Source organism: Corynebacterium sp. USCH3, from assembly GCF_037619475.1.
Taxonomy (GTDB): Bacteria; Actinomycetota; Actinomycetes; order Mycobacteriales; family Mycobacteriaceae; genus Corynebacterium.
In genome coordinates this window covers 1-26,006 of record NZ_JAQPZT010000008.1, presented here as the reverse complement: position 1 = coordinate 26,006, position 26,006 = coordinate 1, and the positions used below count along the sequence as shown (strand labels likewise).

23 protein-coding genes are annotated in these 26,006 nt (G+C 69.9%); 14 read left to right on the top strand and 9 right to left on the bottom strand.

Features of this window, described 5'->3' with window-relative positions:
- Window positions 1-6 precede the first annotated feature (6 nt).
- From PQI66_RS14990 to PQI66_RS14975, 4 genes are all read right to left on the bottom strand, one after another.
- Window positions 7-768: an SDR family NAD(P)-dependent oxidoreductase gene (locus tag PQI66_RS14990; protein ID WP_339999333.1), complete on the bottom strand. Its 762-nt coding sequence runs from the start codon at window positions 766-768 to the stop codon at window positions 7-9.
- A gap of 4 nt (window positions 769-772) precedes the next feature.
- The gene (locus PQI66_RS14985; protein ID WP_339999332.1) at window positions 773-1,483 is read right to left on the bottom strand and encodes a DUF899 domain-containing protein; all 711 of its coding nucleotides are present in this window, start codon (window positions 1,481-1,483) and stop codon (window positions 773-775) included.
- A gap of 83 nt (window positions 1,484-1,566) precedes the next feature.
- Window positions 1,567-2,412, bottom strand: a complete 846-nt coding sequence (locus PQI66_RS14980; protein WP_339999331.1) for a TrmH family RNA methyltransferase — start codon at window positions 2,410-2,412, stop codon at window positions 1,567-1,569.
- A gap of 11 nt (window positions 2,413-2,423) precedes the next feature.
- The gene (locus PQI66_RS14975) at window positions 2,424-3,875 is read right to left on the bottom strand and encodes an NCS2 family permease (protein ID WP_339999330.1); all 1,452 of its coding nucleotides are present in this window, start codon (window positions 3,873-3,875) and stop codon (window positions 2,424-2,426) included.
- Window positions 3,876-3,934: 59 nt separating this feature from the next.
- On the opposite strand from PQI66_RS14975, the gene PQI66_RS14970 reads away from it, so the two are divergent.
- The 3 genes from PQI66_RS14970 to PQI66_RS14960 are packed head-to-tail and all read left to right on the top strand — an operon-like array spanning window position 3,935 to window position 6,776.
- Window positions 3,935-4,789 carry a glutaminyl-peptide cyclotransferase gene (locus PQI66_RS14970; RefSeq protein ID WP_339999329.1) on the top strand — a complete coding sequence of 285 codons (855 nt, stop codon included), beginning with the start codon at window positions 3,935-3,937 and terminating at the stop codon, window positions 4,787-4,789.
- A gap of 7 nt (window positions 4,790-4,796) precedes the next feature.
- Window positions 4,797-6,089: an MFS transporter gene (locus tag PQI66_RS14965; RefSeq protein ID WP_339999328.1), complete on the top strand. Its 1,293-nt coding sequence runs from the start codon at window positions 4,797-4,799 to the stop codon at window positions 6,087-6,089.
- Between the two features lie 42 nt (window positions 6,090-6,131).
- Entirely contained in the window at window positions 6,132-6,776 is a 645-nt protein-coding gene (locus PQI66_RS14960) for a DUF2771 domain-containing protein (protein ID WP_339999327.1), read from the top strand.
- Between the two features lie 3 nt (window positions 6,777-6,779).
- On the opposite strand, the gene PQI66_RS14955 is transcribed toward PQI66_RS14960, so the two are convergent.
- A complete protein-coding gene (locus PQI66_RS14955) occupies window positions 6,780-7,217 on the bottom strand; it encodes a cold-shock protein (protein ID WP_339999326.1) in 438 nt (145 codons plus the stop codon).
- Window positions 7,218-7,611: 394 nt separating this feature from the next.
- Here PQI66_RS14955 and PQI66_RS14950 point away from each other — a divergent pair, with 394 nt between their 5' ends.
- Window positions 7,612-8,259: a resuscitation-promoting factor Rpf1 domain-containing protein gene (locus PQI66_RS14950; protein ID WP_339999325.1), complete on the top strand. Its 648-nt coding sequence runs from the start codon at window positions 7,612-7,614 to the stop codon at window positions 8,257-8,259.
- 178 nt (window positions 8,260-8,437) lie between these two features.
- Here PQI66_RS14950 and PQI66_RS14945 read toward each other — a convergent pair whose 3' ends face one another.
- Complete coding sequence (locus tag PQI66_RS14945) at window positions 8,438-8,626, bottom strand: hypothetical protein (protein ID WP_339999324.1); 189 nt, start codon at window positions 8,624-8,626, stop codon at window positions 8,438-8,440.
- A 95-nt stretch (window positions 8,627-8,721) separates the two neighbouring features.
- Here PQI66_RS14945 and PQI66_RS14940 point away from each other — a divergent pair, with 95 nt between their 5' ends.
- The 3 genes from PQI66_RS14940 (at window position 8,722) to PQI66_RS14930 (ending at window position 13,459) form a co-directional block, all read left to right on the top strand.
- The gene (locus PQI66_RS14940; protein WP_339999323.1) at window positions 8,722-11,040 is read left to right on the top strand and encodes a helicase-associated domain-containing protein; all 2,319 of its coding nucleotides are present in this window, start codon (window positions 8,722-8,724) and stop codon (window positions 11,038-11,040) included.
- 119 nt (window positions 11,041-11,159) lie between these two features.
- A complete protein-coding gene (locus PQI66_RS14935; protein ID WP_339999322.1) occupies window positions 11,160-12,806 on the top strand; it encodes a DNA repair helicase XPB in 1,647 nt (548 codons plus the stop codon).
- An 11-nt stretch (window positions 12,807-12,817) separates the two neighbouring features.
- On the top strand, window positions 12,818-13,459 hold the full coding sequence (locus PQI66_RS14930; protein ID WP_339999321.1) for a DUF3239 domain-containing protein: 642 nt from the start codon (window positions 12,818-12,820) through the stop codon (window positions 13,457-13,459).
- Between the two features lie 90 nt (window positions 13,460-13,549).
- Here PQI66_RS14930 and PQI66_RS14925 read toward each other — a convergent pair whose 3' ends face one another.
- Window positions 13,550-14,659, bottom strand: a complete 1,110-nt coding sequence (locus PQI66_RS14925) for a hypothetical protein (protein ID WP_339999320.1) — start codon at window positions 14,657-14,659, stop codon at window positions 13,550-13,552.
- Between the two features lie 265 nt (window positions 14,660-14,924).
- On the opposite strand from PQI66_RS14925, the gene PQI66_RS14920 reads away from it, so the two are divergent.
- The 4 genes from PQI66_RS14920 to PQI66_RS14905 are packed head-to-tail and all read left to right on the top strand — an operon-like array spanning window position 14,925 to window position 19,569.
- Window positions 14,925-15,695: a LamB/YcsF family protein gene (locus tag PQI66_RS14920; protein ID WP_339999403.1), complete on the top strand. Its 771-nt coding sequence runs from the start codon at window positions 14,925-14,927 to the stop codon at window positions 15,693-15,695.
- Window positions 15,692-17,218 carry a 5-oxoprolinase subunit B/C family protein gene (locus PQI66_RS14915; protein WP_339999319.1) on the top strand — a complete coding sequence of 509 codons (1,527 nt, stop codon included), beginning with the start codon at window positions 15,692-15,694 and terminating at the stop codon, window positions 17,216-17,218. The genes PQI66_RS14920 and PQI66_RS14915 overlap by 4 nt, the downstream gene beginning before the upstream one ends.
- Window positions 17,219-17,223: 5 nt before the next feature.
- Window positions 17,224-18,948: an acetyl/propionyl/methylcrotonyl-CoA carboxylase subunit alpha gene (locus tag PQI66_RS14910; RefSeq protein ID WP_339999402.1), complete on the top strand. Its 1,725-nt coding sequence runs from the start codon at window positions 17,224-17,226 to the stop codon at window positions 18,946-18,948.
- A gap of 3 nt (window positions 18,949-18,951) precedes the next feature.
- Window positions 18,952-19,569 carry a GntR family transcriptional regulator gene (locus PQI66_RS14905; protein WP_339999318.1) on the top strand — a complete coding sequence of 206 codons (618 nt, stop codon included), beginning with the start codon at window positions 18,952-18,954 and terminating at the stop codon, window positions 19,567-19,569.
- Here PQI66_RS14905 and PQI66_RS14900 read toward each other — a convergent pair.
- Window positions 19,555-20,652, bottom strand: coding sequence for a PLP-dependent cysteine synthase family protein (locus PQI66_RS14900; RefSeq protein WP_339999317.1), 1,098 nt, complete (start codon window positions 20,650-20,652; stop codon window positions 19,555-19,557). The two genes, PQI66_RS14905 and PQI66_RS14900, sit on opposite strands and share 15 nt — an antisense overlap.
- A gap of 2 nt (window positions 20,653-20,654) precedes the next feature.
- A complete protein-coding gene (locus PQI66_RS14895; RefSeq protein ID WP_339999316.1) occupies window positions 20,655-21,638 on the bottom strand; it encodes a hypothetical protein in 984 nt (327 codons plus the stop codon).
- 19 nt (window positions 21,639-21,657) lie between these two features.
- Between PQI66_RS14895 and PQI66_RS14890 the strand changes: the two genes are divergently transcribed.
- Genes PQI66_RS14890 through PQI66_RS14880 form a run of 3 tightly spaced genes read left to right on the top strand, consistent with a single transcriptional unit; the run spans window position 21,658 to window position 25,189 of the window.
- On the top strand, window positions 21,658-22,896 hold the full coding sequence (locus PQI66_RS14890) for an aminotransferase class I/II-fold pyridoxal phosphate-dependent enzyme (protein ID WP_339999315.1): 1,239 nt from the start codon (window positions 21,658-21,660) through the stop codon (window positions 22,894-22,896).
- Between the two features lie 17 nt (window positions 22,897-22,913).
- Entirely contained in the window at window positions 22,914-24,122 is a 1,209-nt protein-coding gene (locus tag PQI66_RS14885) for a cobalamin-independent methionine synthase II family protein (protein WP_339999314.1), read from the top strand.
- A 41-nt stretch (window positions 24,123-24,163) separates the two neighbouring features.
- The gene (locus PQI66_RS14880; protein WP_339999313.1) at window positions 24,164-25,189 is read left to right on the top strand and encodes an iron-siderophore ABC transporter substrate-binding protein; all 1,026 of its coding nucleotides are present in this window, start codon (window positions 24,164-24,166) and stop codon (window positions 25,187-25,189) included.
- Window positions 25,190-26,006 lie beyond the last annotated feature (817 nt).

Here is a 26,006-nt window from a genome sequence, read left to right as displayed (position 1 = left end):
GGCACGTCAGTCCGCCACGGCACCCGCGGTGATGTTGATTGACGCCGCGGTGATGGACCGCGCCTTGTCGGAACAGACGAACGCCGCCACGGCACCGACGTCGCTGAACGTGGCTGCCCGCTTCAGCATCGTCTTGTCCGCGATCATCGAGGCGATCGCCTGCAGTTCCCTGTCGTCCTCCGGCATGGTTTCGGTGATCCCCCCGGTCTGCAGCGTCACGGCACGGACACCGTACGGACCGAGTTCGGCGGCGAGCTGGCGGCGCAAGGTGTCCACCAGTCCGATGGCGACCTGGAACCCGCCGATGTAGTAGTCGCGCATCGGGTCGTGCCCGTCGTCCCCGCCGAAGAAGAGCAGGACCCCGGACCGCTGCCTGACCATGTGCCTCGCGGCGGCCCGCGTGGTGAGGAACATGGTGCGGGCCGAGGTCACGACCGGGCGTTCGAACGCCTCCACCGTCATCTCCGCCAGCGGTGTGCCGTGGACGTCGCCGAGGGAGATGGCGTTGAAACTGATGTCGATACTCCCCGCCGACTCCACGACCTCCTCCGCGTGTGCGGTCACCCGGTCCTCGTCGAGGGCGTCGACGACGGCGGTATGGACGGTGCCTCCGGCGGCACGGATGCCGACCGCCACCTCGTCGAGCTTCGCGCGGCTGCGCCCGGTCAGGTGGATGACGGCACCCTCTGCCGCGAGGCCGTGGGCCACGGCCCGTCCGACCTGGCCGTAACCACCGTAGATGACGGCGTTCTTCCCGTTCAGCAACATCAGCTCACTCCTCGTACCGGTCGTGCAGTCGCATCCACGTGTAGGGCGAATCCTGGGGCCATCCCCGGGGAGAGTCCTCCCAGGTCTCCTGACGCCCGTACGGGGTGAGGTCCAGGAGGTCGAAGACCAGCATGAACGGCTCCTCACCCCGGGCGAAGGTGGACCAGGAGTGGAAGACCCGCTCCCCGTGGCGCAGGAAGACGCTCAGCGCCTGGCGTTCCTCGCCGTCGACCGTCGCACCGACGTCCTCGTTGAAGGTGCTCTCCCCCGACGAGACCCACGGCACGTCCCAGCCCATTCTGCGCCGGAACGGCTCCAGCTTCTCCACCGGCGCGCGGGAAACCAGCGCGAAGGACGTCCGGCGGGCGTGCAGGTGGGACAGTGGGCCGATGTGGTCGGTCATCATCGAGCAGCCGTCGCAGCCCTCCTCCCAGTCCGGGGCGAACATGAAGTGCTGGACGATGAGCTGCGGCCGACCGTCGAACAGCTCGTGCAGGGTCACCGGACCGTCCACCCCGGCGAAGGTGTAGTCGATGGTGACCTCGGTGACGGGCATCCGGCGGCGCATCGCGGCGACGCTGTCCTTCATCCGGGTCAGGGCCTTCTCCTGCAGCAGCAGCGTCCTGCGCGCCTCCGCCCACTCCTCGGGTCCCACCACCCGGGGCACCGGCGGCGCACCGTCGACCCCGTCTGTCACTGTCGGTCCACCAGCCATGCCCGGCCTCCCTGATGTCGGCGATGACCTCAGAATAGCCCGGACACAGCACCGAGCGACAGGGCCTGACGTCCGAACGGCCGTCAGAACTGCGTCGCGTAGAACCCGATCGCCGCCGACGTCGCCACATTCAGCGAGTCCGTCCCCGGGGACATCGGGATCTTCGCGCGCACGTCCGCGGCGCGCATCGCGTGCTCGGTCAGCCCCGGGCCCTCCGCGCCGACCATGACCGCCACCTTGCCGGCCCCGGCAACAGCCTCGGCCAACGTCGTCTCCGTGTTCGGTGTCATCGCCACGACCCGGTACCCGCGCGACTGCAGGTCCTCCAGGCCCCGCTGCCACGTCGTCGGACGGGAACCGAGGTGTGCGAAGGGGGTACGCAGCACGTGCCCCATCGACACCCGCACCACCCGCCGGTACAGCGGGTCCGCGCACCCGGCGCCGAGCAGGACGGCCCCCACACCCATCCCGGCGGCATTCCGGAACAGCGCACCGATGTTCTCGTGGTCACCGACGCCCTCCAGCACGGCGACCACCCTGTTCCCCGCCGGCAGGTCGTCCAACACGTCCTGCGGCGAGGGTTCCTCCACCCGGTCGGCGGTGGCGACCAGCCCCCGGTGCATGTCGAATCCCGCGACCTCGGCGAGCACGTCCCGGGTGACCTCGTGGACAGGCACCCCCTCGAGCCCCCGGGCGACCTGCGGGTCGGCGGCCGCGGCGTCCCGCAGCTGTTCCAGGCGGTGTGCGAACCCGACCACCCGGCGGACCGGGAACCGGGACGCCGCCAGGCGGGGGACGATCAGGTTGCCCTCGGCGACGACCAGCCCCTTACCACCGGGCAGGTCGGGGCGCTTGTCCGAGGAGTTGAGATCGCGGACGTCGTCGAGACGGGGGTCCGTCGGATCGGTGACCGGCACAGGGGTGTCCATGACCACCGCCCCTACCCGACCGCGTCCATGATCGGGTCGATGGCGAAGAAGACCACGAACAGCACGGCCACCAGGTACATCAACCAGTGCAGGGTCCTGCCGCGCCCGGTCACCAGCGCCATGATCGCGTAGGCGATGAACCCCATGCCGATTCCGTTGGCGATCGAGTAGGTGTACGGCATGATCACGATCGTCAGGAACGCCGGCAGCGCGATCTCGAACCGGGAGAAGTCGATCTCGGTGACCTGACCCATCATCATCGCGCCGACGACGACCAGCACCGGTGCCGCGGCCTCGATCGGCACCACGGAGTACAGCGGCGTCAGGAACATCGCCGCGAGGAAGATCACGCCGGTCACCACATTCGCCAGACCGGTGCGCGCACCGTCGCCGATACCGGCGGCGGAGTCCACGAACACCGTGTTGGACGAGGCGGACACCGAACCACCGACGGCCGCACCGGCACCCTCGATGATCAGCGCGGTGCGCAGGTTCGGCAGGTTGCCCTGCTCGTCGACGAGTCGTGCCTGCTTACCCAGCGCGGTCATCGTGCCCATCGCGTCGAAGAAGTTCGCCAGCACGAGGGTGAAGATCAGCAGACAGGCGGACAGGGCCCCGATCTTCGCGAAGGCGCCGACGAGGTCGACCGCCCCGACCAGGCTGAGGTCCGGCACCGACCCCAGCGAGTCAGGGATCTCCGGGGTGGCCATCTGCCATCCCTTTCCCTCGCCGAAGTCGCCGGTGAGGGCCTGCACGATCATCGCGAAGACCGTGGTGACGATGATGCCGATGAACAGTCCGCCACGCACCTTCTTCGCGACCAGGATGCCGCAGACGACCAGGCCGAGCACGAAGGTGGCGGTGGGCCAGGAGGCGATGGAGCCGTCGATGCCCAGGGTGACCGGCACGGTGGTTCCCGCCGCATCGGGGATGCGCTGGACGAAGCCGGAGTCCACCACGCCGACCATGGCGATGAACAGCCCGATGCCCACGCCGATCGCCGCCTTGAGCGAATTCGGGATGGCGTTGAACACCGCCTCGCGGAAACCCGTGACCGCCAGCAGCACGATGATCACACCATCGATCACCACCAGACCCATCGCCTGTGGCCAGGTGAGCCCTTCCGAGGCGACGAACGTGACCGCCACCAGCGTGTTGATGCCCAGGCCGGCGGCGATACCGAAGGGGTACTTCGCGAACACGCCGAAGGCGATGGTCATCACGCCGGCCGCCAGCGCGGTCACGGCGGCGACCCGGGACGTCCCGAGGACATCGCCGTTGCCGTCCTCGACCGTCCCCAGGATCAGCGGGTTGAGGATGATGATGTAGGCCATCGCGAAGAACGTCACGACACCGGCGCGGACCTCGGTGCCGATCGTCGACCGACGTGCCGTGATGTGGAAGTACCGGTCGAGTGCCCCGGGTGCTGGTACGGCGGTCTTCTCGCCGGTGGAATCTGACATAAGTAGTAAGAATCGCACCAGGCAGGCCTGCGTGCAAGCGGTGTGGCAGCATGGACGACATGACCCCCCGCGTTCAGTCCGCGCCGCGCGGCGCACGTACGGTGTCCGTCCTGTCCGCCACCCTGCTGGCGGCCACGGTGACCGGCTGCTCGTCGGCCGACGACGCCTCCGACGACGCCACCGGCAGCCTCGGGTCTGCCGGGTCCACCGTCCCGACACTGACTGCCGACGTCACCGCCGAGCACCGCTTCGACCCCTCGTCGTTCACCCAGGGACTCGAGGTCATGCCCGAGGGCGACCTGCTGGTGTCGACGGGGCTGAACGGTGAGTCGCGCATCTACCGCGCCCCCGTCGACGACGCGGCCTCCCCCACCGTCAGCGACGACCTCGACGAGCGCTACTTCGGCGAAGGCGCCACCCGGCACGGGGACACCGTCTGGCAGCTCACCTGGAAGTCCGGCGTCGCGTTCGCCCGGGACGCCGACACACTCGAGATCACCGACGAAGCCTCCTACGACGGTGAGGGGTGGGGGCTGTGCTCCGACGGCGAACGCCTGGTGATGTCGGACGGCTCCCCCACCCTGACGTTCCGGGACCCCGGCACCTTCGCCGCGACCGGCTCCGTGGAGGTCACCCTCGACGGCGAACCGGTCGAGGAGATCAACGAACTGGAATGCACCGGCTCCGGGGACGACCGGACGGTGTGGGCGAATGTGTGGCACACCGACGACATCCTGCGCATCGACCCGTCCACCGGCGAGGTGACCGGGGTCGCCGAGCTCGACCTCCCGGCGGGTGACCGGGACGGGGCCGACGTCCTCAACGGCATCGCCGCGAGCGGTGCCGACGACAGCTTCTTCGTCACCGGAAAGCTCTGGGACACGCTCTACGAGGTGACCTTCCGTGAGGAATAGCGGGGTGATGTCACGCTCGGCCAACCGGGTCTCCGGTCTGATGGGGGCCGACGGGGCACGCGAGTCCGGGCTCACCGCCCTGATGTACACCTCCATCGCGAACTTCGCGGTGGACGCCGTCCTGGCGGTCTCCCTGGCCGGCACCCTGTTCTTCTCCGCCGCGGAGGCGGAGTCCCGGACGTCGGTCGCCGCCTACCTGCTGGTGACGATCGCCCCGTTCGCACTGCTCGCCCCCCTGATCGGCCCCGCCCTGGACAGGATCCGCACCGGCCGACGCCTCGCCCTCTCCCTGACCTTCGCGGGACGGGTGATCCTGGCGGCCGTGCTGCTGCAGAACTTCCATTCCTGGATGCTCTACCCCGCGGCGCTCGGCATGCTGGTGCTCAGCAAGTCCTACGGGGTGCTGAAATCCTCGGTCACGCCCCGCGTGGCCCCGGAGGCGCTGGACCTGGTGCGTGCCAACGCCCGGCTCACGATCGCCGGTCACATCGGCGGGTCCCTGGTCGCCGGTGGCCTCGCCGCGGCCGTCGCCTACCTCATCGACCCGCAGGCGGCGCTGTGGATCCTCATGGTCGTCGCCCTGTCCGGGATCTACGGGTGCGCCCTGATCCCCGCCACCGCCGAACGTGGGAAGGACGAGGTCACCGTCAGCCCGTTCGTGCCGGAGGGCAACCGGTTCACCCGCTGGCGCCACTCCATCCGGGTGCGTTTCCCCGACGCCGCCCGGACCTGCATGTGGGGGACGGCCCTGCAGCGCTGCGGGACGGGGTTCATGACGATCTACGTCGCCTTCGTCGCCAAGTCGTCCTCCCACCTGTCGGGCGTCGAACAGCTGTCGATGCTCGCCGCCGTCGGCGCGGCCGGCGGGGTGGGGACGTTCGCCGGCAACGCCCTGGGCTCACGCGTCCGGTTCGCCCGGCCCCAGGTCGCGGTCCTGACGCTGGGCGCGGTGTCCCTGGCGTCGGTGGTGTGTGCGGCGGTGTGGGACGGGACGGTCACCGCCGCACTCGCCACCGCCGTGCTGTCGCTGGGCAGCGCGATGTCGAAGGTGTGCCTGGACGCGGCGATCCAGTCCGGTCTCGACGCGTCGGCACAGGCGTCGGCGTTCGGCATCTCCGAGACGTCCCTGCAGTTGTCGTGGGTGTTCGGCGGGACGTTGGGGATCCTGCTTCCCCCTGAGCTCACTGTCGGTATGGCCGTGCTCGCGGTCGTCGGTACAGTGATGTACGTCAATGTCATCGCCGCGGCGCGTGGTGTCGGTCTGGGAGCCCTGATCGGTCGGGCGAGGAGCCCCCGGTGAACAGGTCCGGTCCCGGCCCCGTGGACAGGAGTTCCCCACCGAATGAGCACCGAGAACCAGACCCCGAAGCAGACCCCGAAACCGTCGAAGAAGCAGCGGCGACGGGCCGCGCAGCGTAAGCAGGCCATGACGTTCGGCGCGATCGTGCTGCTGGTCGTCGTGGTCGCCGCGGCCGTGCTGGGGTACCAGTACTGGAGCGACAACCGCCCCGCACCGGCCCCGCAGGACCTGCGGGTGACGGTGACCGACGCCTCCGGTGACGAGAAGGAGTACGCACCCTACTCCGTCTGCCAGCGGTTCACCGGCGACTGCGAGGAGGGCGACCCGACCACGGTCGAGGTGGGCCCGGACGACGAGATCACGCTGTCACTGCCGGACGAGGTCACCAGCCAGGACTGGTCGTTGCTGCAGATCTTCGACGACCAGTCGGCGGACACCGAGAACACGTGGGCGGCCGGGGAGAAGTCGGAGGTCACCGTGCGGGGTTCCGTCGAGAGCGACGGTGACGGGACTGCCCGGCTCAGCGTCGTCGAGATCCACGCGTTGATCCTCGGCGAGGAGGACGGCGAGGAGGTGCCCTACGGCGTGGTGTGGGCGTTCAACACCGGGGTCGACCCGGACCCCGAAGCCGGTGCCGACACCGGGGATGACACCGGGGATGACACCGGGGATGACACGGGGAACTGACGCTCAGCTGTCGAGTTCGCGGGCGATGGTGCGCAGGATCTCGGCGACCTGGTGCCCTTCCTTACGGTCGGGCCGGCGTCCCGCCTCCAGACTGGGCTGCACCCGGGACTCCAGCAGTGTGACCGTGTCCTGCACCAGCTCATGGAGCTTGTCCGGGGTGTACCTGTGACCCCGGGACGATCCCCGGGCGGATCCGCGGGACGGTGCCCGGCCACCGGTCTGCTGCGACGCCGCAGGACCGTCGTCCAGCACCGCGACCCGCATCGCCTGCGGACCCTTCCTCGCTTCGGCGAAGTCGTACTCGAGCCGCTGCCCCTTGTGCAGTTCGGTGACACCCTCGGGCAGCACCTGCGACCCGACGTAGACGTCCTCTCCGTCGGGGTTGGACACGAAGCCGAATCCCCGGTCCGGGTCGTACCACTTCACTTTTCCGGTCGGCATGATGTCGGCCTGTCCTTTCTCTCCATACTTGTCTGTCCACGGTTGGGGAATTCGCCAGTTTACCCATCGACGGCCACCGGCGCCCCACCCCCGCACGGTATCCTCACCGGCGACACGAACGCTGATGTGACGAAGGTCACACACCAATAATAACGGTTCGATAACGTTCCAGACACGGAACGGTAACGCACTGGGCAAAGGGGGTTTCCGCCCCGTCGACGCTCCCCCTCACACCGGAGCCCGTCGGGCGTCATGCCGCCTGAACAGCCACGAATCCGGCCAATCAGCGTGACTCAATCGTGACAAACCGTTAGTGTCGGTCCCCAGCAATGAACACCGCGGTGATCCACGGGACCTGACCACCGCACCACGACTCCGAAAGGAATCAACCCACATGGGACGACACACCATCCGTAAGAGCAGCTTCAGCACCAAGCGCCTCGCCGTCGCCGGCATGGCCACCCTGGCACTCGGCGCCGTCGCCGCCCCGGCCGCCAACGCCGCCCCCGACTCCGACTGGGACCGCCTCGCACAGTGCGAGTCCGGCGGCGACTGGAACATCAACACCGGCAACGGTTTCCAGGGTGGTCTGCAGTTCTCCCCGAGCACCTGGAGCGGCTACGGCGGCGGCGAGTTCGCCCCGTCCGCCGACCAGGCTTCCCGCGAAGAGCAGATCGTCGTCGCCGAGCGCGTGCTCGAGGGACAGGGTTGGGGCGCATGGCCGTCCTGCTCCTCCCAGCTGGGCCTGAACTCCGCTCCCGAGCAGCGCTCCGCACCGGCCGCACCGGCCACCGACAACTACGCCGCCGCTCCCCAGGAGGCCGCCGCCGACCTGAGCAGCCAGACCGACGTGCTCGCCATCGACAGCATCTGGGAGCAGGTCACCGCAGCCTTCGCCGCCAACGGCATCGAGGTCCCGACCGAGCTGGAGTCCCTCTACAAGGACAACCGCGAGGCCCTCAACGACAACTACACCGGCGCCGTCAAGCAGGCCGAGGCCGCAGGCGAGCAGTACAAGGCTCTCGCCGGCAACCTGTTCTAGTCCGCTGCGTCCCCCGCCGGACGCGCACTAGGCACCCCCGCCGGGGCGAGACACGCCCCGGCACCCAGGTCCCAACCTGACGAAAAAGTCTTCGCCCGGGTCATTCCGAACAGTCGGAATGACCCGGGCGAAGACTTTTTCGGTCCCCCCCCCGCGTGTCCCGCGGCTAGCGGCCGATCTAGCGGTTGATCACCGTGTACGGGTGCACGTAGGACAGCTGCTCCGCGGGCACCGGGAGCTCGACGTCACCGAAAGGGCTCAGCGCCCCGGCGTCGTCGGCCACGAGCTCGGTCACGGCGTGCTTACCTTCGGGCAGGTTCTGCGGCCAGCCCGGATCAACGTAGTGCTTCTTGTGTGCGTCAGCCATACCGTCGATCATTCCACATCCGCCCCGATGGGGCGACTTTCCGGCGACGGGCCATACACCCCGGGGGAGCCCGTCCGGGTAAAGTTGCCCACGTTATGCCTGACTCCTTCCCCACCTACGCCGACTGGCTGTCCGGCCACCCCGACGACGTGCTCGTCGACCTGCTCTGGCGGCTGCGTGCCTTCCACCCCGGTTCGCTGGGGTCGGTCTCCGACGTGGCCGCCCTACGACGGCTCGACGCCACCGGGCTGGCCGTCCTGCACGCGCTCGTCACCGCCGGTGCCGACCACCGACCGGTGACCCTGTCGGACGTCGAGGCCACGCTCACCGGGCTGTGGGACTCCGCGGGCACCGATGCCGCGTGCCGTGCAGACCACGCCACGGTCACGGCGACGGTCCACACTCTCGCGTCCTGGGGGCTGGTGTTCGGCCCGGGACTGTCGGTGTCCACGCAGAATCCCGCCACGGCCGGTGCGACGGACCCCGGCGCGATGAAGGTGCCGATGCACCTGCCGCCGCTGTTCGCCGCCACGACGGACCTGCCCTGGGTCCTCGTCGACGGGTACCGGTGCCCGGTCCCCACCGACGACCTGCCGGAGATGCTCGCCGCCCTGCCGACCCGTCAACGTCGCCTGCTCGACACGCTGGAGGTGTCCGGGGGCATCGGGCATTCCGCCACGCTCGACGATCCGGAGCGTCCCCTGGCACGGATGATCGCCGCGGGACTGCTGGACCGGGTGGACGCCCAGACCGCCCGCCTGTCCCCGCGGGTGTCCGCCGCGGTCTCCGGCCGCGTCGTCCCCCGCCCCGGCGGAGACTTCAGCGCGCGGCCGACCGCACAGAACACGCGGGACGGGACCCCCCGTGCCGACTCCCGTACCGACGCCACCGCCGTGGCCCGGGTCGTGGAGACCGTCCGCCTGGTCGCCGACGTGCTGGAACAGATCGGACGCACCCCGGTACGCCCGCTCAACGCCGGCGGAGTCGGCGTCCGCGAGATCGCACGGCTCTCGAAGGCCCTCGGCCTCGACGCTGCGCTGGTCAGTGACACGCTCGTCCTGTGCCGTCACGCCGACCTGGTCGCCGTCGGGCTTCCGGTCCCCGCCCCGCAGGATGTCGTCGGCGCCGGTGAGTTCTGGTCGCTCACCGAGCGGGGCGCGACCTATCTCTCCGCACCGTTGTCCCGCCGGTGGGCGATGCTGGTGGCCGGGTGGCGGCACAGTCCACACTCCCCGTGGTTGACCAGGGACGAGGACACCGACGCCCACCTGCTGCAGGAGTCGCTCGATGCCCCGGAAACTGCGGCGTTGCGCGGCGTCGTCGCCGACAGCGGCGTCGTACCGACCGCCGAGGAGTTGTGGCGGCTGCGCCCCTCCGTCGCCGCGGTCACCTCCGTCCTCGCCGTGGACAGCGTGCGCGACGAGTGTGTGATCCTGGGCCTGTCGGCGGACGGGCACCCGTCCTCCGCGGCCGGCGCGCTCGCCGTCACCGACCCGTCCGACGAGGACGGCCTCACCGCGGCACTGGCGGCCATCCTGCCCGACCCGGTGCGGATGCTGATCGTGCAGGCGGACATGACGATCCTGGCCCCCGGGCTGCTCGACGGGGACACCGAGGCCACGCTGCGCACCTTCGCCGACGTCGAGTCCACCGGTATGGCCAGCGTCTGGCGGGTGACCAGGGAGAGCATGCAACGTGCCGTGGAGCACGGTGAAACCGCCGAGGGCATCGAGGACTTCCTCGCCGGCATGGCACCCGACGTCCCCCAGTCACTCTGGTACCTGATCCAGGACACCTTCCGGACGCACCGGCCCGACGCACCCGTCGTCGGCAGCACCGCCGCCAGTGTGCTGACCGCCCCCGACGAGAAGTCCATGGCGGCGATCATGGACACCGACGCCGCGGCGGAGACCGGGCTCCGCCTGCTCTCCCCCACCGTCGCCGCCAGCTCGGTCCAGCTGTCCCTGGTCGTCGAGGCACTCGAGGACGAGGGCGTGACGATCAGCGTGGACGGTGATTCCGGTGCCGGGCGCGCCACCGCCGCACCGGTGTTCTCCACCGTCCCGGACCCGGAGCGGGCCGGCACCGACTTCGACCGGGTCGCCGACCAGCTCGCCGGCGCGGTGGAGGGGTTCCGCCGCACCCGGCAGGACGAGGAGGACGAGTCGGGCCACAGCGGGGAGACCACCCGGGTCCGCGAGCCCCGCGCCATCATGACCGCCCTGCGCCAGGCCTATGACGCGGGAACCTCCGTGGAGATCGGGTACGTCGACGCCGCCGGCTCGGCCGTCCACGAGTGGATCTCGGTGGTCACGATGAGCCCCGTGTCGATCATCGGGGTCACCGACGCCGGCGGGCAGTCGCTGCACATCCAGCCGCACCGCGTGGCCTGGGTCGGGACGCCGGAACACTGACCTGCTCACGCGGCGGTGCCGACGCGTAGGATGGTCTGGTTGCACGAGCGGCGAGAGCCGCTCGTCACCCCGTACCAACCCTGTACCAACCCTGTACCAACCCCTGTCAGGAGGCACCCGTGGGACTCGGCGACGGACCACTGATCGTCCAGTCGGACAAGACCGTTCTGCTGGAGATCGGTCACGCCCGGGCGCAGGAGGCACGCACCGCGCTGGCCCCCTTCGCCGAACTGGAGCGCGCACCCGAACACGTCCACACCTACCGGATCACCCCGCTGGCGCTGTGGAACGCCCGGGCCGCCGGACACGACGCCGAACAGGTCGTGCACGTCCTGGAGACCTACTCCCGGTTCCCCGTCCCCCAGCCCCTGCTGGTCGACGTCGCCGAGACGATGGAACGCTACGGTCGGCTCATCCTGGCCAACCACCCCGCCCACGGACTGGTCCTGGAGTCGACCGACCGTGCGGTCCTCGCGGAGATCCGCCGGCACAAGAAGATCCGCCCCATGCTGGGGGAGGAGATCGACGAGGACACCGTCATCGTCCACCCCTCGGAGCGTGGACGCCTCAAGCAGGAGCTGGTCAAGGTCGGCTGGCCCGCCGAGGACCTCGCCGGCTACGTCGACGGCGAGGCACACCCCATCGCCCTGTCGACCGAGCAGGAGAAGTGGGAACTGCGCGACTACCAGGAGATGGCCGCCGAGTCGTTCTGGGCAGGCGGTTCCGGTGTGGTCGTCCTGCCCTGTGGCGCCGGCAAGACGATGGTCGGCGCGGCGTCGATGGCGAAGTCCCAGACCACGACGCTGATCCTGGTGACCAACACCGTCGCCGGACGGCAGTGGAAGGACGAGCTCGTCCGGCGCACCTCCCTCACCGAGGACGAGATCGGCGAGTACTCCGGGGAGAAGAAGGAGATCCGCCCGGTCACCATCGCCACCTACCAGGTCGTGACCCGCAAGACGAAGGGCGAGTTCCGTGCCCTGGAACTCTTCGACTCCCGCGACTGGGGGCTGATCATCTACGACGAGGTACACCTGCTGCCCGCACCGGTGTTCCGGATGACCAGCGACCTGCAGTCGCGTCGACGCCTCGGGCTGACCGCCACACTGGTGCGCGAGGACGGCCGTGAGGACGACGTCTTCAGCCTCATCGGCCCGAAACGCTACGACGCCCCCTGGAAGGACATCGAGGCCCAGGGGTGGATCGCCCCGGCCGACTGCACCGAGGTCCGTGTACAGCTCTCCGAGTCCGAGCGCATGGTCTACGCCACCGCCGAGCAGAACGAGAAGTACCGGCTCGCCGCCTGCTCGCCGGCGAAGAACCGGATCGTGCAGAAGATCCTCGACCAGCACCCGGACGAACCGACGCTGGTCATCGGCGCCTACATCGACCAGCTCGAGGAACTCGGTGAGGAGCTCGACGCCCCGGTCATCGACGGGCGCACCACCACCCACCGCCGTGAGGAGCTCTACGACGCCTTCCGCCACGGCGAGCTGCGCGTCCTGATCGTGTCGAAGGTCGCGAACTTCTCCATCGACCTGCCCGGCGCCTCGGTCGCGGTCCAGGTGTCCGGCACCTTCGGGTCCCGGCAGGAGGAGGCCCAGCGGCTCGGCCGGATCCTGCGCCCGAAGCCCGACGGCGGCCCGGCGTTCTTCTACTCCGTCGTCGCCCGGGACACCCTCGACGCCGACTACGCCGCCCACCGCCAGCGCTTCCTGGCGGAACAGGGCTACGGCTACCGCATCATCGACGCGGTCGACCTGTAGGATCATCCACCGTGGTCAGCTTCAACTTCCCCGTCGACGAGTCCTTCGCCCGCAAGCACAACGAGTTCTTCCGTGACTCCCGCCGGTTCCAGTGGTCGGCCGGGCTGATGGGGGCGATCATGGTCATCGCCGCCGTGGTCCTGTTCGTGGTCGTGGACGGCGGCTGGGCCGTGATCGTCGGCGCCGCCGCCGTGATCATGGCGGTGATCTGCTTCATCATGGTGCCGGTGTTCCCCCGCCAGCTCGGGTCACCGCAGCAGTACTACGACGCCTACTCGCTGGCGCCCACCGTGATCGCCCAGGTCAACCCGCGCGACGTCGTCCTGATGTCGCTCGTGGACACCGCCGCCACCGGCGGTGCCCGGTCCCGTCCGGCCCTCGCGCTGCGCACCGTGACCTCGATCCCCGGGGTGGAGCGCAAGGTCGGTGAGCGGGTGCCTGCCATGGCGGTCACCGGCATGCGCTCGGTGGGTAAACAGGACCACTGGGAGCAGATCTCCCCGATGCCGGTGGCGTGGGGGACGCAGGACCGCTCTGTGGTGGCTGAGGCGGAGAGGGCCATCCCGGAGTCCGAGTGGGCCCGGCTGGAGTCGCTGATCGACCGACTCCAGGACGTGCAGAAGACCCGGCACCTGCTGCTGGAACTGGAGTAGGTGGCGGCGCCGTTCCCGAGCTGGTCGACTATCGCACCCCATCACTCGCTGATAGACATGACGAGCTGGCCTTTTGGAACTATTACCGCCTTATCGGGTGCGATAGTCAACCGATTCCCGGCGACGGCATAATGCGATACCGCCCGCGATGGTGTGCTCCAGGAGGTCCGGGTCCCTGAGATGGCCGTAGGTCAGCCTCAGGACATGCCACCCCAGGTTCGCCAGCTCCGTCGAGATGCGGGAGTCCGTGTCGCGTCGACGGCGGTCCAGGTGCCCTGAACCGTCGTACTGCAGGGCAAGCTTCAACGTCGGCGAACCGAGGTCCACCCGCGCCACGACGCCACGGCCGGCGACGTCCGTCGTGTGTACCGGGTCCGCCACCGTACCGTCCCGTCGAATCACCAGCTGGGAAATGAATCCCTCCCCGAACATCCGGCGCACCTGCAGCCGCAGCACGGTCTCCATCGGCGACTCCGCACCCCGGTCCGCCATCGCCGCGATCACCGCCAGGTCCCGCTGGGGATAGTGGTCTCCACACGCAGCGACGAGGCGGAGCGGATCACACCCGGACAAGGCGCAGAACGCATCGATGAACTGCACGGCCCGGACGCGCTTCGCATCCAACCCGGTCCCGGGCACCACACGCCAGGAATGGTCACCGGCGCGGAGAGACCGCAGACAGTGGATGACGGTAAGCACCGGCGGGGTGACCTGAAGCTCCGGCATCTCACCGTCCACCCGCCAGCGGGGCGTGACCGCCGCCAGCGTCCCCTCCTTGCGGAACCGGGAGACTTCCTGCGGAGTCGTCGCCGCCCGACACCGACCGCCGGACAGGACGCAGGTGTCGGCGTCGTCGCAGAAGTACGGCATCCCCCAGAGCCGCGCGGCGCTCCAGCTGTGTGCGATCCAGTCCGGTCGTCGGGTAAGCGCCATCCGCACCCTGGTCAGGGCGTCGAGATCGTAGGCCAGGCCACGGGGATGCTCTGCGGCTCCGCACGCCACCAGCGCAGGTTCCCTGACCGCCGCCCTGGGAACCCACAGGTCACCGACCCGGAGGAAGTTGTCGGCGATGTCCTCGCGACCACGCAGGTCTGCCTCGATGTTCTCCCGGGTGTCCGGACGCCGAAGTGCCCGGTCTGCACCCGGCGTGGGCCAACCACGGATGAGGTCATCGTCGAGGTGTATCCCCCGGTACGCCATACGTCTTCCCCCGTACTTCCGTTCGGTCCACCCCCGTGGACACCGGTTCAGAGTAGCCGATGCAGCACCGGCCCGAGGCGGCCGTCACTGCCACTGACCAGATTTCGCACCCCTTCAGCTCTTTATGAAAACCTGACCAGGCCCTTTAGGAACATAAGATAGTGATGGGGTGCGATGATTGCGCCGCCTCCCCCAACCCCTCCCCACCATTCCGCTAGGCTTGGCTTTGTTCAACAATGTCGTTGAGAGCGAGGGTTACGACACCATGCACGACACCGGTCCAGCCACCATCGACCTGAACGCCGACCTGGGCGAGACCACCGGTGGCGTCGCCGTGGCCGACGACCCGGCCATGATCGCCCTGGTCTCCAGCGCCAATGTGGCCACCGGGTTCCATGCGGGTGACCCGCACGACATCGCCGCCACCGTCCGCGCCGCCGCTGAACGCGGAGTCACCGTCGGGGCGCACATCGGCTACCGCGACCCGGGGAACTTCGGGCGCACCGCCCTCGACATCGACCCCGCCCAACTCGCCGACGAGACCCTCTACCAGATCGGCGCACTCGACGCCCTGGCACGGGCCCACGGGACCAAGGTCAGCTACGTCAAACCCCACGGTGCGCTCTACAACACCATCGTGCACGACACGTCGCAGGCCCGGGCGGTCGTCGACGGCGTGCGGGCGTTCGGCGACCTGCCGCTCATGCTCCTGCCCGGCAGTGTCGCGATCGACCTCGCCGAGGGGAAGGGGCTGCGGGTGATCCGGGAAGCGTTCGCCGACCGCAACTACCTGCCCGACGGCACCCTCGTCCCGCGGTCCCGGCCGGACGCCGTCCTGCACGACGCCGAGGCTGTCGGCGACCGCGTCCTGCAGGTGGCGACCACCGGCGCGGTGACCGCAGTGGACGGCACGGTCCTGCGGGTCGATGCTGAATCGGTGTGCATCCACGGTGACTCGCCGGGCGCGGTGGAGCTCTCCCGGATGATCGTCGAGAAACTTCGCGCCGACGGTATCGACATCAGGAGCGTCCTGTGAGTGCCCCGGACGGTCACCCGGTCATCCACCGGGTCGGCACCCGGGCGGTCCTCGTCGACCTCCCCGACCTCGACACGGCGATGGCCTGGCACGCCCACCTCACCGCCACCCCGGTCGACGGCCAGCGCGATGTCGTCGCCGCGGCCCGGACCGTGCTCGTCGTGTGCGACTCCCCGGCGGCGGCGACGGCCGCGCTGGCACAGCTCGGGACCCTTCACCCCTCCCCCACCGCAGGCCACGACGCCCGACGCACGGTGACCGTCGACGTCGTCTACGACGGCCCGGACCTGGAGACCGTCGCGGACCAGCTCGGCACGACGGTCGACGGGGTGATCGAGCACCACACCTCGTCGACGTGGACGGGAGCCTTCGGTGGCTTCGCACCGGGCTTCACCTACTGTGTGGGCGACGGGGTGCCGTCGGTCCCGCGCCGCGACTCCCCGCGTACCGGGGTGCCCTCCGGTGCGGTGGGCCTGGCGGGCGAGTTCTCGGCGGTCTACCCCCGTAGTTCACCGGGCGGGTGGCAGCTGATCGGAACCTCCGCGACTCCGGTGTGGGACGCCTCGGAGCAGGAGCCTGCCCTCATCCGTCCGGGCGACCGGGTGGTCTACCGGCAGGTGCGGCAGCGGGTGGAGGTCTGCCCACCGGCGCCGCGGAACCACGGCGGCCCGGAGGACCCGGTGGCGCTGACGCTGACCCACGCGGGTCTGCTCACACTGGTCGAGGACGCCGGCCGTCCGGGCCACGGCGCGCTGGGTGTCACCACCTCCGGAGCCGCCGACATGACCTCGGCGCAGGTCGCCAATGACGTCGTCGGCAACCGTCCCGGGGAGGCGGTCCTGGAGAACATCGGGGGGCTGTCGCTGACCGCCGTGCAGGACGTGGTCGTCGCGGTCACCGGGGCCGAGGCCGCGGTGACGGTCGACGGTCGCCCACGGTCGCTCGCCACTGCCCTGCTGCTCACCGCGGGCTCCACGGTGGGTGTCGGTGAGGCGCAGGCCGGTCTGCGCAGCTATGTCGCGGTGCGTGGGGGTGTGCGATGCGACGGGGAGGTGCTGGGGTCGGTGTCCACCGACGTCCTCTCCGGTCTCGGGCCGGACCCGCTGTCCGACGGAGCGGTACTGAGGGTCGGTGGGCGTGCCCACGGCCCCACGCGCACCGGCACCAACCCGCTGCGTGTCCCGGACGTGCTGCGCGTCGTCCCCGGCCCGCGCGACGACTGGTTCACCGACGGTGTCGCCGCCCTCACCGGACAAGAGTGGACGGTCAGCACGTCGTCGAACCGGGTCGGTGTCCGGCTGTCGGGAGCCGCCGTGGACCGCAGCGACGACCGGGAGCTGCCCAGCGAAGGCATGGTCGCCGGCTCCGTCCAGGTGCCGCCGGACGGCCAGCCCGTCCTCTTCCTGCGGGACCATGCCGTCACCGGCGGCTACCCGGTCATCGCCACCGTCATCGCCGACGACCTCGACGCCGCCGCCCAGCTGGCGCCCGGCGCGACGGTCAGATTCGAGGAGTACCCGTGAACACCATCTCGTCCGTCCTGATCGCCAACCGCGGGGAGATCGCGGTCCGTGTCGCCCGCGCCGCCCGTGACCTGGGTATCCGCACCGTCGCCGTCTCCACCGACGCCGACGTGGGCGCCCTGCACACCGAGATCGCCGACGAGGCGTACGCCGTGTCCTCCTACCTCGACGTCGACGCGCTGCTCGAGGTGGCGTCCCGCGCCGGTGTGGACTGCGTGCACCCCGGGTACGGGTTCCTGTCGGAGAACGCCGACGCCGCCCGTGCCGTACAGGACGCAGGGCTGGTGTGGGTCGGCCCGTCGCCGGAGACGATCGAGACCCTGGGCGACAAGATGGCGGCACGTCAGCTGGCGGAGCGCTCCGGCGCCCCGCTGGCACCGGGCACGTCCGAACCGTTGACCTCGTGGGAACAGGCTCGCGACTTCGCCGAGGAGCACGGCCTGCCGATCGCGATCAAGGCCGCCTTCGGCGGTGGTGGACGGGGACTGAAGGTCGTCACCGAGGAGGACGGACCGGCGGCGATCGAGGGGGCCTTCGCCGCGGCCGGACGGGAGTCCCAGGAGGCCTTCGGGCGGACGGAGTGCTTCGTGGAGAAGTTCCTCGCCCGTCCCCGGCACGTCGAGGCCCAGGTGCTGGCGGACTCCCACGGCGCGGTCGCGGTCATCGGCACCCGGGACTGCTCGACCCAGCGTAGGTTCCAGAAGCTGGTGGAGGAGGCCCCCGCCCCGTTCCTCACCGGGGAGCAGAACCGCAGCATCATCGACGGTGCCCGCGAGGTCTGCCGTGCGGCGGGCTACGTCGGGGCGGGCACGGTGGAGTTCATCGTCGCCGAGGACGGCACGGTGTCCTTCCTCGAGGTCAACACCCGCCTGCAGGTCGAGCACCCCGTGACCGAGGCCGTCTCCGGGATCGACATCGTCGCCGAGCAGTTCCGCATCGCCGCCGGCGGGAGGCTGTCCGTCGACCCGGACGCCGCCCCTGTCGCCCACGGCCACGCCGTGGAGTTCCGGATCAACGCCGAGGACGTCGCCCACGGTTTCGCCCCGTGCCCGGGTACCGTGACACGCTTCGAGCCGCCGACAGGGCCGGGAATCCGGGTGGACAGCGGTGTGCGCTCTGGCTCGACGATCCCGGGCAGCTACGACTCCCTGCTGGCGAAACTGGTCGTGTGGGGCCCGGACCGCGAGGTGGCGTTCCGGCGGGCCCGTGCCGCGCTGGACGAGTTCCGCGTCGAGGGGGTGCGGACCGTGCTGCCGTTCCACCGCGACATCGTCCGCGAGCCGGTGCTGACCGGTGGCGCCGACGACTTCGCCATGTGCACCGACTGGGTCGACCGCGAGTACGTGCCGGGCGCGCACACCGTGGCCGACGTATCTTTCGACGACATCTACGCCGAGCGCAGCACCCTCGCCGTGGAGATCGGCGGCGTCCTCCAGCACGTACGGGTCCCGTCCGTGCTGCTGCTGCAGGGCGGCGGCGCAGCGGCGGTCACGGCGGACGACCGGGACGCCGAACCCGGCGACGTCCGCGCCCCCTTCGCTGGAACTCTGGTCGGCTGGGAGGTGGAGGACGGTTCGAGCGTGGACGAGGGCCAGACGATCGCCACCGTCGAGGCGATGAAGATGGAGTCGACGGTGGCCTCCCCGGTCTCCGGCACGGTCCACCTGGTCGCCGGCCCCGGGGATACGGTCGCCCGGGGCGACGTCATCGCCCGGGTCGAAGGGAACTAGGAGGTGCGCGCCCAGGACGCCGCCCAACGCCTCCGGCTGGCCGTCTCCGCCGGCGAGTTCGCACCGGGCCAGAAACTCAGCGAGGTCACCGTCGCCGCGCGACTCGGGGTCTCCCGCAACACCCTGCGGGAGAGCTACGCCATGCTCATCGCCGACGGCGTCCTCGTGCGCATCCCCCACCGGGGCGTCTTCATCGCGTCCCCCGACGCCACCGAGGTGCAGAACCTCTTCCGTGCCCGGGCCGTCGTCGAACCCGGGGCATTACTCTGGGGCACGGCGACCGACGTCTCCGCCCTGGACAGGATCGTCGCCGCCGCGGAAACGGACCTGGCCGCCGGTGACCTGGCGGCGACGGCGACGGCGAACCAGGAATTCCACCGCGCCGTGGTGGCGACGGCCGGATCAGACCTGCTCAACGAGGAGATGGAGCGCCTGCTCGCCCGGATGCGGCTGGTGTTCCTGCAGGCCGAGCGGCACGATCCCGGGTTCCACGGGGAGTTCGTCCCGGTCAACCGGCGTATCGTCACCCTGTTGCAGGCCGGCGACCGTCCGGAGGCGGCGTCCGTGCTGCGGGCCTCCCTGCTGGCCACGAGTGAGTCGCTGTCCTCACTGATCGCCTGACAGCACCCCGGTCTCGAGGAATTCCAGCACCCGATCGCGGTACACTCCTGCGTCAATCCCCCGCTCCGACAGCCACGCCTCCGAGTAGTACTTGTCGAGGTAGCGTTCCCCGGAGTCGCAGATCAACGAGACCACACTGCCCTGCTCACCGGCCTCCACCATCTCGGCGACCAGCATCAGCGCGGCCCACAGTCCGGTACCGGTGGACCCGCCAGCCCGGATCCCGGTGACCTGCTCCAGCGCCTGGACCGCCCCGATGGCCGCGGCGTCGGGCACACCCGTCATCCGGTCGACGACGGTACCGGTGAAACTCGGCTCGACCCGTTGGCGTCCGATGCCCTCGATCCGCGACGGCGCCTGCGTCGTCACCCCCGTGTCCCCGGATTCCCACCCGGGCAGGAACGCGGAGTTCTCCGGGTCGGCGACGCACAGGCCCGTCATCCGTCCGGTGTAGCGCACGTAGCGCCCCAGCGTCGACGAGGTACCACCGGTGCCGGCCGTCGCGACGATCCACGTCGGTTCCGGGTGGCGTTCCATCGCCATCTGCCGGAAGACGGATTCGGCGATGTTGTTGTTCCCCCGCCAGTCGGTCGCCCGCTCGGCGTAGGTGAACTGGTCCATGTAGTGGCCGCCGCTCTCCCGCGCGATGTCCGCGGCGACCGCGTAGACGGTGGACGGGTCGTCGACGAAGCGGACGTCGGCGCCGTACGACCGGATCAGACGCACCTTCTCGGTGCTGGTGGACGCCGCGACGACGGTGATGAACGGCACCCCGACGAGCCGGGCGAAGTAGGCCTCGGAGATCGCCGTGGAGCCGGACGACGCCTCGACGACCGGCGCACCGGGGCGGATCCACCCGTTGCTCAGCGCGTAGAGGAACAGCGAGCGGGCGAGCCGGTGCTTCAGTGAACCGGTGGGGTGCGTCGACTCGTCCTTGAGGTAGAGGTCCACACCCCAGGTCTCCGGGAGGGGGACGGACAGCAGGTGGGTGTCGGCGGAGCGGCACTGGTCCGCCTTCACCTTCGCGATCGCCGCGGCGAGCCACCGGCGTCCCTGAGCGTCGTACCGGTTGATGTCCTGCACCTCTACCACCGTGCCAGCCACGCCGCGTCGTCGCTGATGCGTCGCCGCCACACGTCGGGGACCCCGATGAGGTGCTCGGAGAGGTAGGCACGGAACTCGTGGTCCGGGGCGCTGCCGGTGAAGAAGTCCTGCACCTGCTCCGCCGGTGTGCCCCGGGAGTCCTCCGACGCCACCGACACCAGCGTGGGGACCGCCGACAGGGCCGGAGGAGCGGCGGTGAGTTCCGGCGAGATCCGGGGCGTCATGGCCAGCAGGAAGTCGGCGTCCTCGACGACGTCCCGCGCCAGTCCGAAACCGGACCCGAAGGTGATCAGACCGGTGCGCTGGTCCGGACGCCCCCAGCCGCGCACCTCGCGGAACGCCGCGGCCACGGCCGCCTGCGTCCGCTCCTGTGACGCACCCTCGCCGTAGGCGGGCAGCGGGTACACCAGGTCCACCACGGTCACCCCGGACTTCTCCGCCAGCGCGGCGAACAACGGCAGCCAGAGCTGGTTGTGGGATTCGGCGTCACCGAACCACCCCGGCCCGCCGTGCAGGCTCACCGCCACCGCACCCGTCGGCTCACTCGGGGTGAGCACTGTGCCCGGTACCCCGGCGACGGTCACCTGCTCCGCCGAGGGACCGGTCTTCAGGAACGCCGACGTCGGCATGGCGTGGTCGAGTCCCGCACCAAGAACCAGCAGGCTGCAGTGGGTGATCAGGTCCGGCACACGCGCCCACATGCGCTCGGTACGGTCCCTGAGCTCGGCGGTGACCCCGTCCGGCGACGCCGCCGCCTCGTCGGTGGTCAACGACCGGAAGATCTCCGGGTAGCTGTCCTCGAAGAAGTTCAGCAGCTGGGTGAGCTGGGCCCGGGGGCTGATGCCGTCCCTGCCGGCCTGGGCGTCCACCGGATGCCCCTTCGGCAGCGTCGCGGGGTCGGTCTGCTCGAGGAAGACGGTCTCGTCCGGGTCCGCCCCGGTTCCGGTGATCGGATGAATGCTCATGACCCCATACTATGGCGGCATGGCATCACAGCATCACGGCCCCACCTCTGTTCTGGCGTCTCCGTCGTCTCCGGCGGCACCGGCGGCCCGGGTGGCCGGCGTCGGCCCGACGGTCTTCGCGACGATCACCGCCGAGGCGGTGCGCACCGGCGCGGCGAACCTCGGCCAGGGCTTCCCGGACGAGGACGGCCCGGCGGAGATGCTGCGGTTGGCCGCCGCCGAGATCACCGGCGGCAACAACCAGTACGGCCCCGGACGTGGGCTGCCGTCGTTGCGCCGTGCCGTCGCCGACGACCGGGCACGACGGCTCGGCCACCACGTCGCCCCGGACGACGTGCTGGTCACTGTCGGTGCGACCGAGGGGATCGCGGCCGCGGTCCTCGGCCTGGTCGACCGCGGCCGGGAGGTTGTCGTCCTCGAACCCACCTACGACGCCTACTCGGCGGCCATCAGGCTGGCCGAGGCCGTCGCCCGGCCGGTACGCCTGCTGCTCGACGACGGCCGGTGGCACCTCGACCGCGCCCGCTTCGCTGCCGCGGTGGCCGACGGTCCGGCGGCGGTGATCCTCAACTCCCCGCACAATCCGACCGGCACCGTCCTGGGGCGCGACGACCTGGAGTTCATCGCGGACACGGTGCGCGGCACCGGTGTGGTCGTCATCAGCGACGAGGTCTACGAGCGCCTCGCCTTCGACCGCCCCCACATCGCCTTCGCCACCCTGCCGGGCATGGCCGACCGCACGGTGACGCTGTCCAGCGCGGCGAAGTCCTTCAACGTCACCGGGTGGAAGACCGGCTGGGCGATCGCCCCACCGCCGTTGCTGGACGCGGTCACCGCCGCGAAACAGTTCCTCAGCTATGTCGGGGTCACCCCCTTGCAGCCCGCGGTCGCGTGGGCCCTCGGCCACGCCGACGACTGGAGCGGGCGGTGGGGCCGACTTCTGCGGGACCGTCGGGACCGCCTGGCCGCGGTGCTGCGTGCGACCGGGCAGGACGTCCTGCACAGCGACGGCACGTACTTCCTGGTCAGCGACATCGCCCCGCTGGGCCTCGGCATCAGCGCCGAGGAGTTCTGCCGTGGACTGCCCGAGGCGGTGGGGGTCGCCGCGATCCCGGTGAGCAGCTTCGTCGCGGACGTCGACGAGCAGGTCAGGACCCTCGTGCGGTGGACGTTCTGCAAGGCCGATGAGACGCTCGACCGGGCGGAGGAACGGTTGCGGACCGCCGACTGGACGCGCCTGCATAAGGCCGGTAACTAACCACTACGATGGTGCCCATGACTCAGATCCGCACCACCCACGTAGGTTCCCTGCCGCGCACCCCGGAGCTGCTGGAGGCCAACCAACGCCGCAGCACCGGCGACATCACCCAGGACGAGTTCCTCGGTATCCTCCAGGACGGCGTCGACTCGGTCGTCCGTCGCCAGGTCGACCTGGGCCTCGACATCATCAACGAGGGCGAGTACGGCCACGTCACCTCCGGTGCCGTCGACTACGGTGCCTGGTGGAACTACATCTTCTCCCGGTTCAGCGGCCTCACGATGACCGACACCGACCGCTGGGCGAACGCGGAGAAGGTCCGCTCGACCCCCGGGAACATCCGGCTGACGTCCTTCCCCGACCGTCGCGACCGCGCCGCCTTCAGCGCCGCCTACGACGACCCGGAGTCCGGGATCTTCACGGGCCGCTCCAAGGTCGGCAACCCGAAGTTCACCGGCGAGGTCGGCTACATCGGTGGCGACCAGGTGGGCGCGGACGTCCGTCTGCTGACCCACGCGCTGAGCGCCGCCGACAAGGCCACGTCCGACGGTTTCATCGCCGCGATCTCCCCGGGCTCCGCCGCCCGCCTGACCGACGAGCACTACGGTGACGAGACCGCCCTGGTCAACGCGTGCGCCGACGCGCTGCACCACGAGTACAAGGCCATCACCGACGCCGGGCTGACCGTCCAGATCGACGCACCCGACCTCGCCGAGGCCTGGGACCAGATCAACCCGGAACCGTCCGTCGCCGACTACCAGGCGTGGATTCGCATCCGTATCGCCGCGATCAACCGGGCGCTGTCCGGACTGCCGAAGGACCAGACCCGCCTGCACATCTGCTGGGGTTCCTGGCACGGCCCCCACACCACCGACATCCCGTTCGCCGACATCATCGACGAGGTGCTGCAGGCCGAGGTCGGCGGATTCTCCTTCGAGGGCGCCAGTCCCCGCCACGCCCACGAGTGGCGCGTGTGGCAGGACCACGAACTGCCGGAGAACACCCTGATCTACCCCGGTGTCGTCTGCCACTCCACCAACGTCGTGGAGCATCCCCGCACCGTGGCCGACCGGATCCTGCAGTTCGCCGAGGTCGTCGGACCCGACCGCGTCATCGCCTCCACCGACTGCGGCCTCGGCGGTCGACTGCACGAGCAGATCGCCTGGGCGAAACTCGAGTCGCTGGTCGAAGGGGCGCGTATCGCCTCTCTCGACCTTATGGGGTAGTTTCCTTCGGCGGATGAATCAGTCAGCGTAGGCTGACCTTCATGACTTCCACCTTACGTGCCTCCCGGCGTACCGTCGGCGTCCTCACCGCCGTCGGCTGCGCCCTCGCCCTGTCCGCCTGCTCGGGCTCCTCCGACGACTCCAACTCTTCCGGAACGTCCGGGTCGTCCGGCGCTGTCCAGGAGGAAGGAACGTTCCCCCAGACTGTCGCCACGAAGTTCGGTGACGTCACCGTCGAGGAGCAACCGACCCGCGTCGTGGCCCTGGGATGGGGCGACGCGGAGACCGCACTCGCCCTCGGCGTGCAGCCTGTCGGTGCCTCCGACTGGCTCGACTTCGGCGGCGACGGCGTCGGTCCGTGGATGGAGGGCGCGTACGACTCCTCCCCCGAGATCATCAGCACCCTCGAACCCGAGTACGAGCAAATCGCCGCACTGGAACCCGACCTCATCCTCGACGTCCGCAGCTCCGGCGATGAGGACCGACACGACAAACTCTCGGACATAGCGACAACCATCGGCGTCCCGGACGGGGCGGACAGCTATCTCACGCCGCGTGAGGAGCAGGTCGACATGATCGCCACTGCCCTGGGCCGCCCCGACGCCGGTGAGGAGATCACCCGAGGCTACGACGACATGGTCGCCGGTATCCGCGACGAGCACCCCGGGTGGGCTGACAAGACTGCGGCGACAGTCGCCCTGTCCTCGACAGGCTGGGGCGCGTACATCCGCGGCTCCGAGCGCTACGACACCTTGCTGGATCTGGGGTTCCAGGAGAATGCGACGCTGGCGGGCGAGGATGTCGGTGACACCGGATTCTCGGTGAAGCTCAGCGACGAGACGTTGTCGAAGGCGGACTCTGATCTCGTCGTCGCCTTCGCCGTCGGGGTGACCCCGGAGGACGTCGAGGGAAATGCCGCATGGCAGCGACTCTCGGCGACCGAGGAGGGGCATTCATTCGCAATGCCGAAGGAGATTTCCAGCGCGTATGCACTGGGTTCGCCGTCGGCGATTGAGTTCGCGTTGAAGAGGCTGGTGCCGTTGCTCGAGGAGCACACCGACGCGTAACACCGCGGCGGGGGTTCCTGACCTCCACGACGGTCTGGGATTGGGGGCCGCCGACCGCCTTCGGTGGTGCTGAGGGCATGTATGCCGTCAACCCACAGCCGCTGGTGCTGCCGATTTCCGCGCCCCGGGATGGCCGCACCCCTAGCAGCGTTTCCGGGAAGCGTCACGGGAGCACGTGCGAGTCCGGCGGCCCTGAAATCATCAATTCGCTCCCGCCAGACTCCAGAACTACTCCGTGAGACACGGGGGCACCACTCCGCAGACGCTCGTTGCCTCGGGCACTCCACCGCCACACGTGACGCACTCGGTCTAGCGCATTACGTCGGGGGTCAATGCTCCGGCCGACGGCGGCGCGACTGCGTCAACGCACTGTGGGCCGGGACTGAATCGGTATGGGCTGAGGGGACGGCTCCGCTCAAGGTCGTAGTGCCCCGACGAGACCCACATAGGCCGACAGGGTGATCGCTGAAGTACCCCGACCGAGAACCCAGCGGCGCTACCGGGGCCACGGCCCTCACTGTCAATCGTCAACGGCACCGGCAGAGGCGTAGCCCCACCCGCGCACTCAGCGGGCAGAGCGGTGCCCCCCTCTATCCTCGACGCCGGACACGACGGGGCTGTCCCCCCCACGGGTAGTCTCGACCGCTCGTGCAGCAACGTCGCCGCGACGCCAGCCGCCTTCTTCTCCCCCCCCCCGCCCCTCGTCGTGTGGTGGTGGGCACCACCCCCCCCGGAACACGCACAAAAAAAGGGGAAGACCCCACAACCGCCAGCACAACACTGACGACCATGAGGCCTTCCCACACACAAAAAAGAT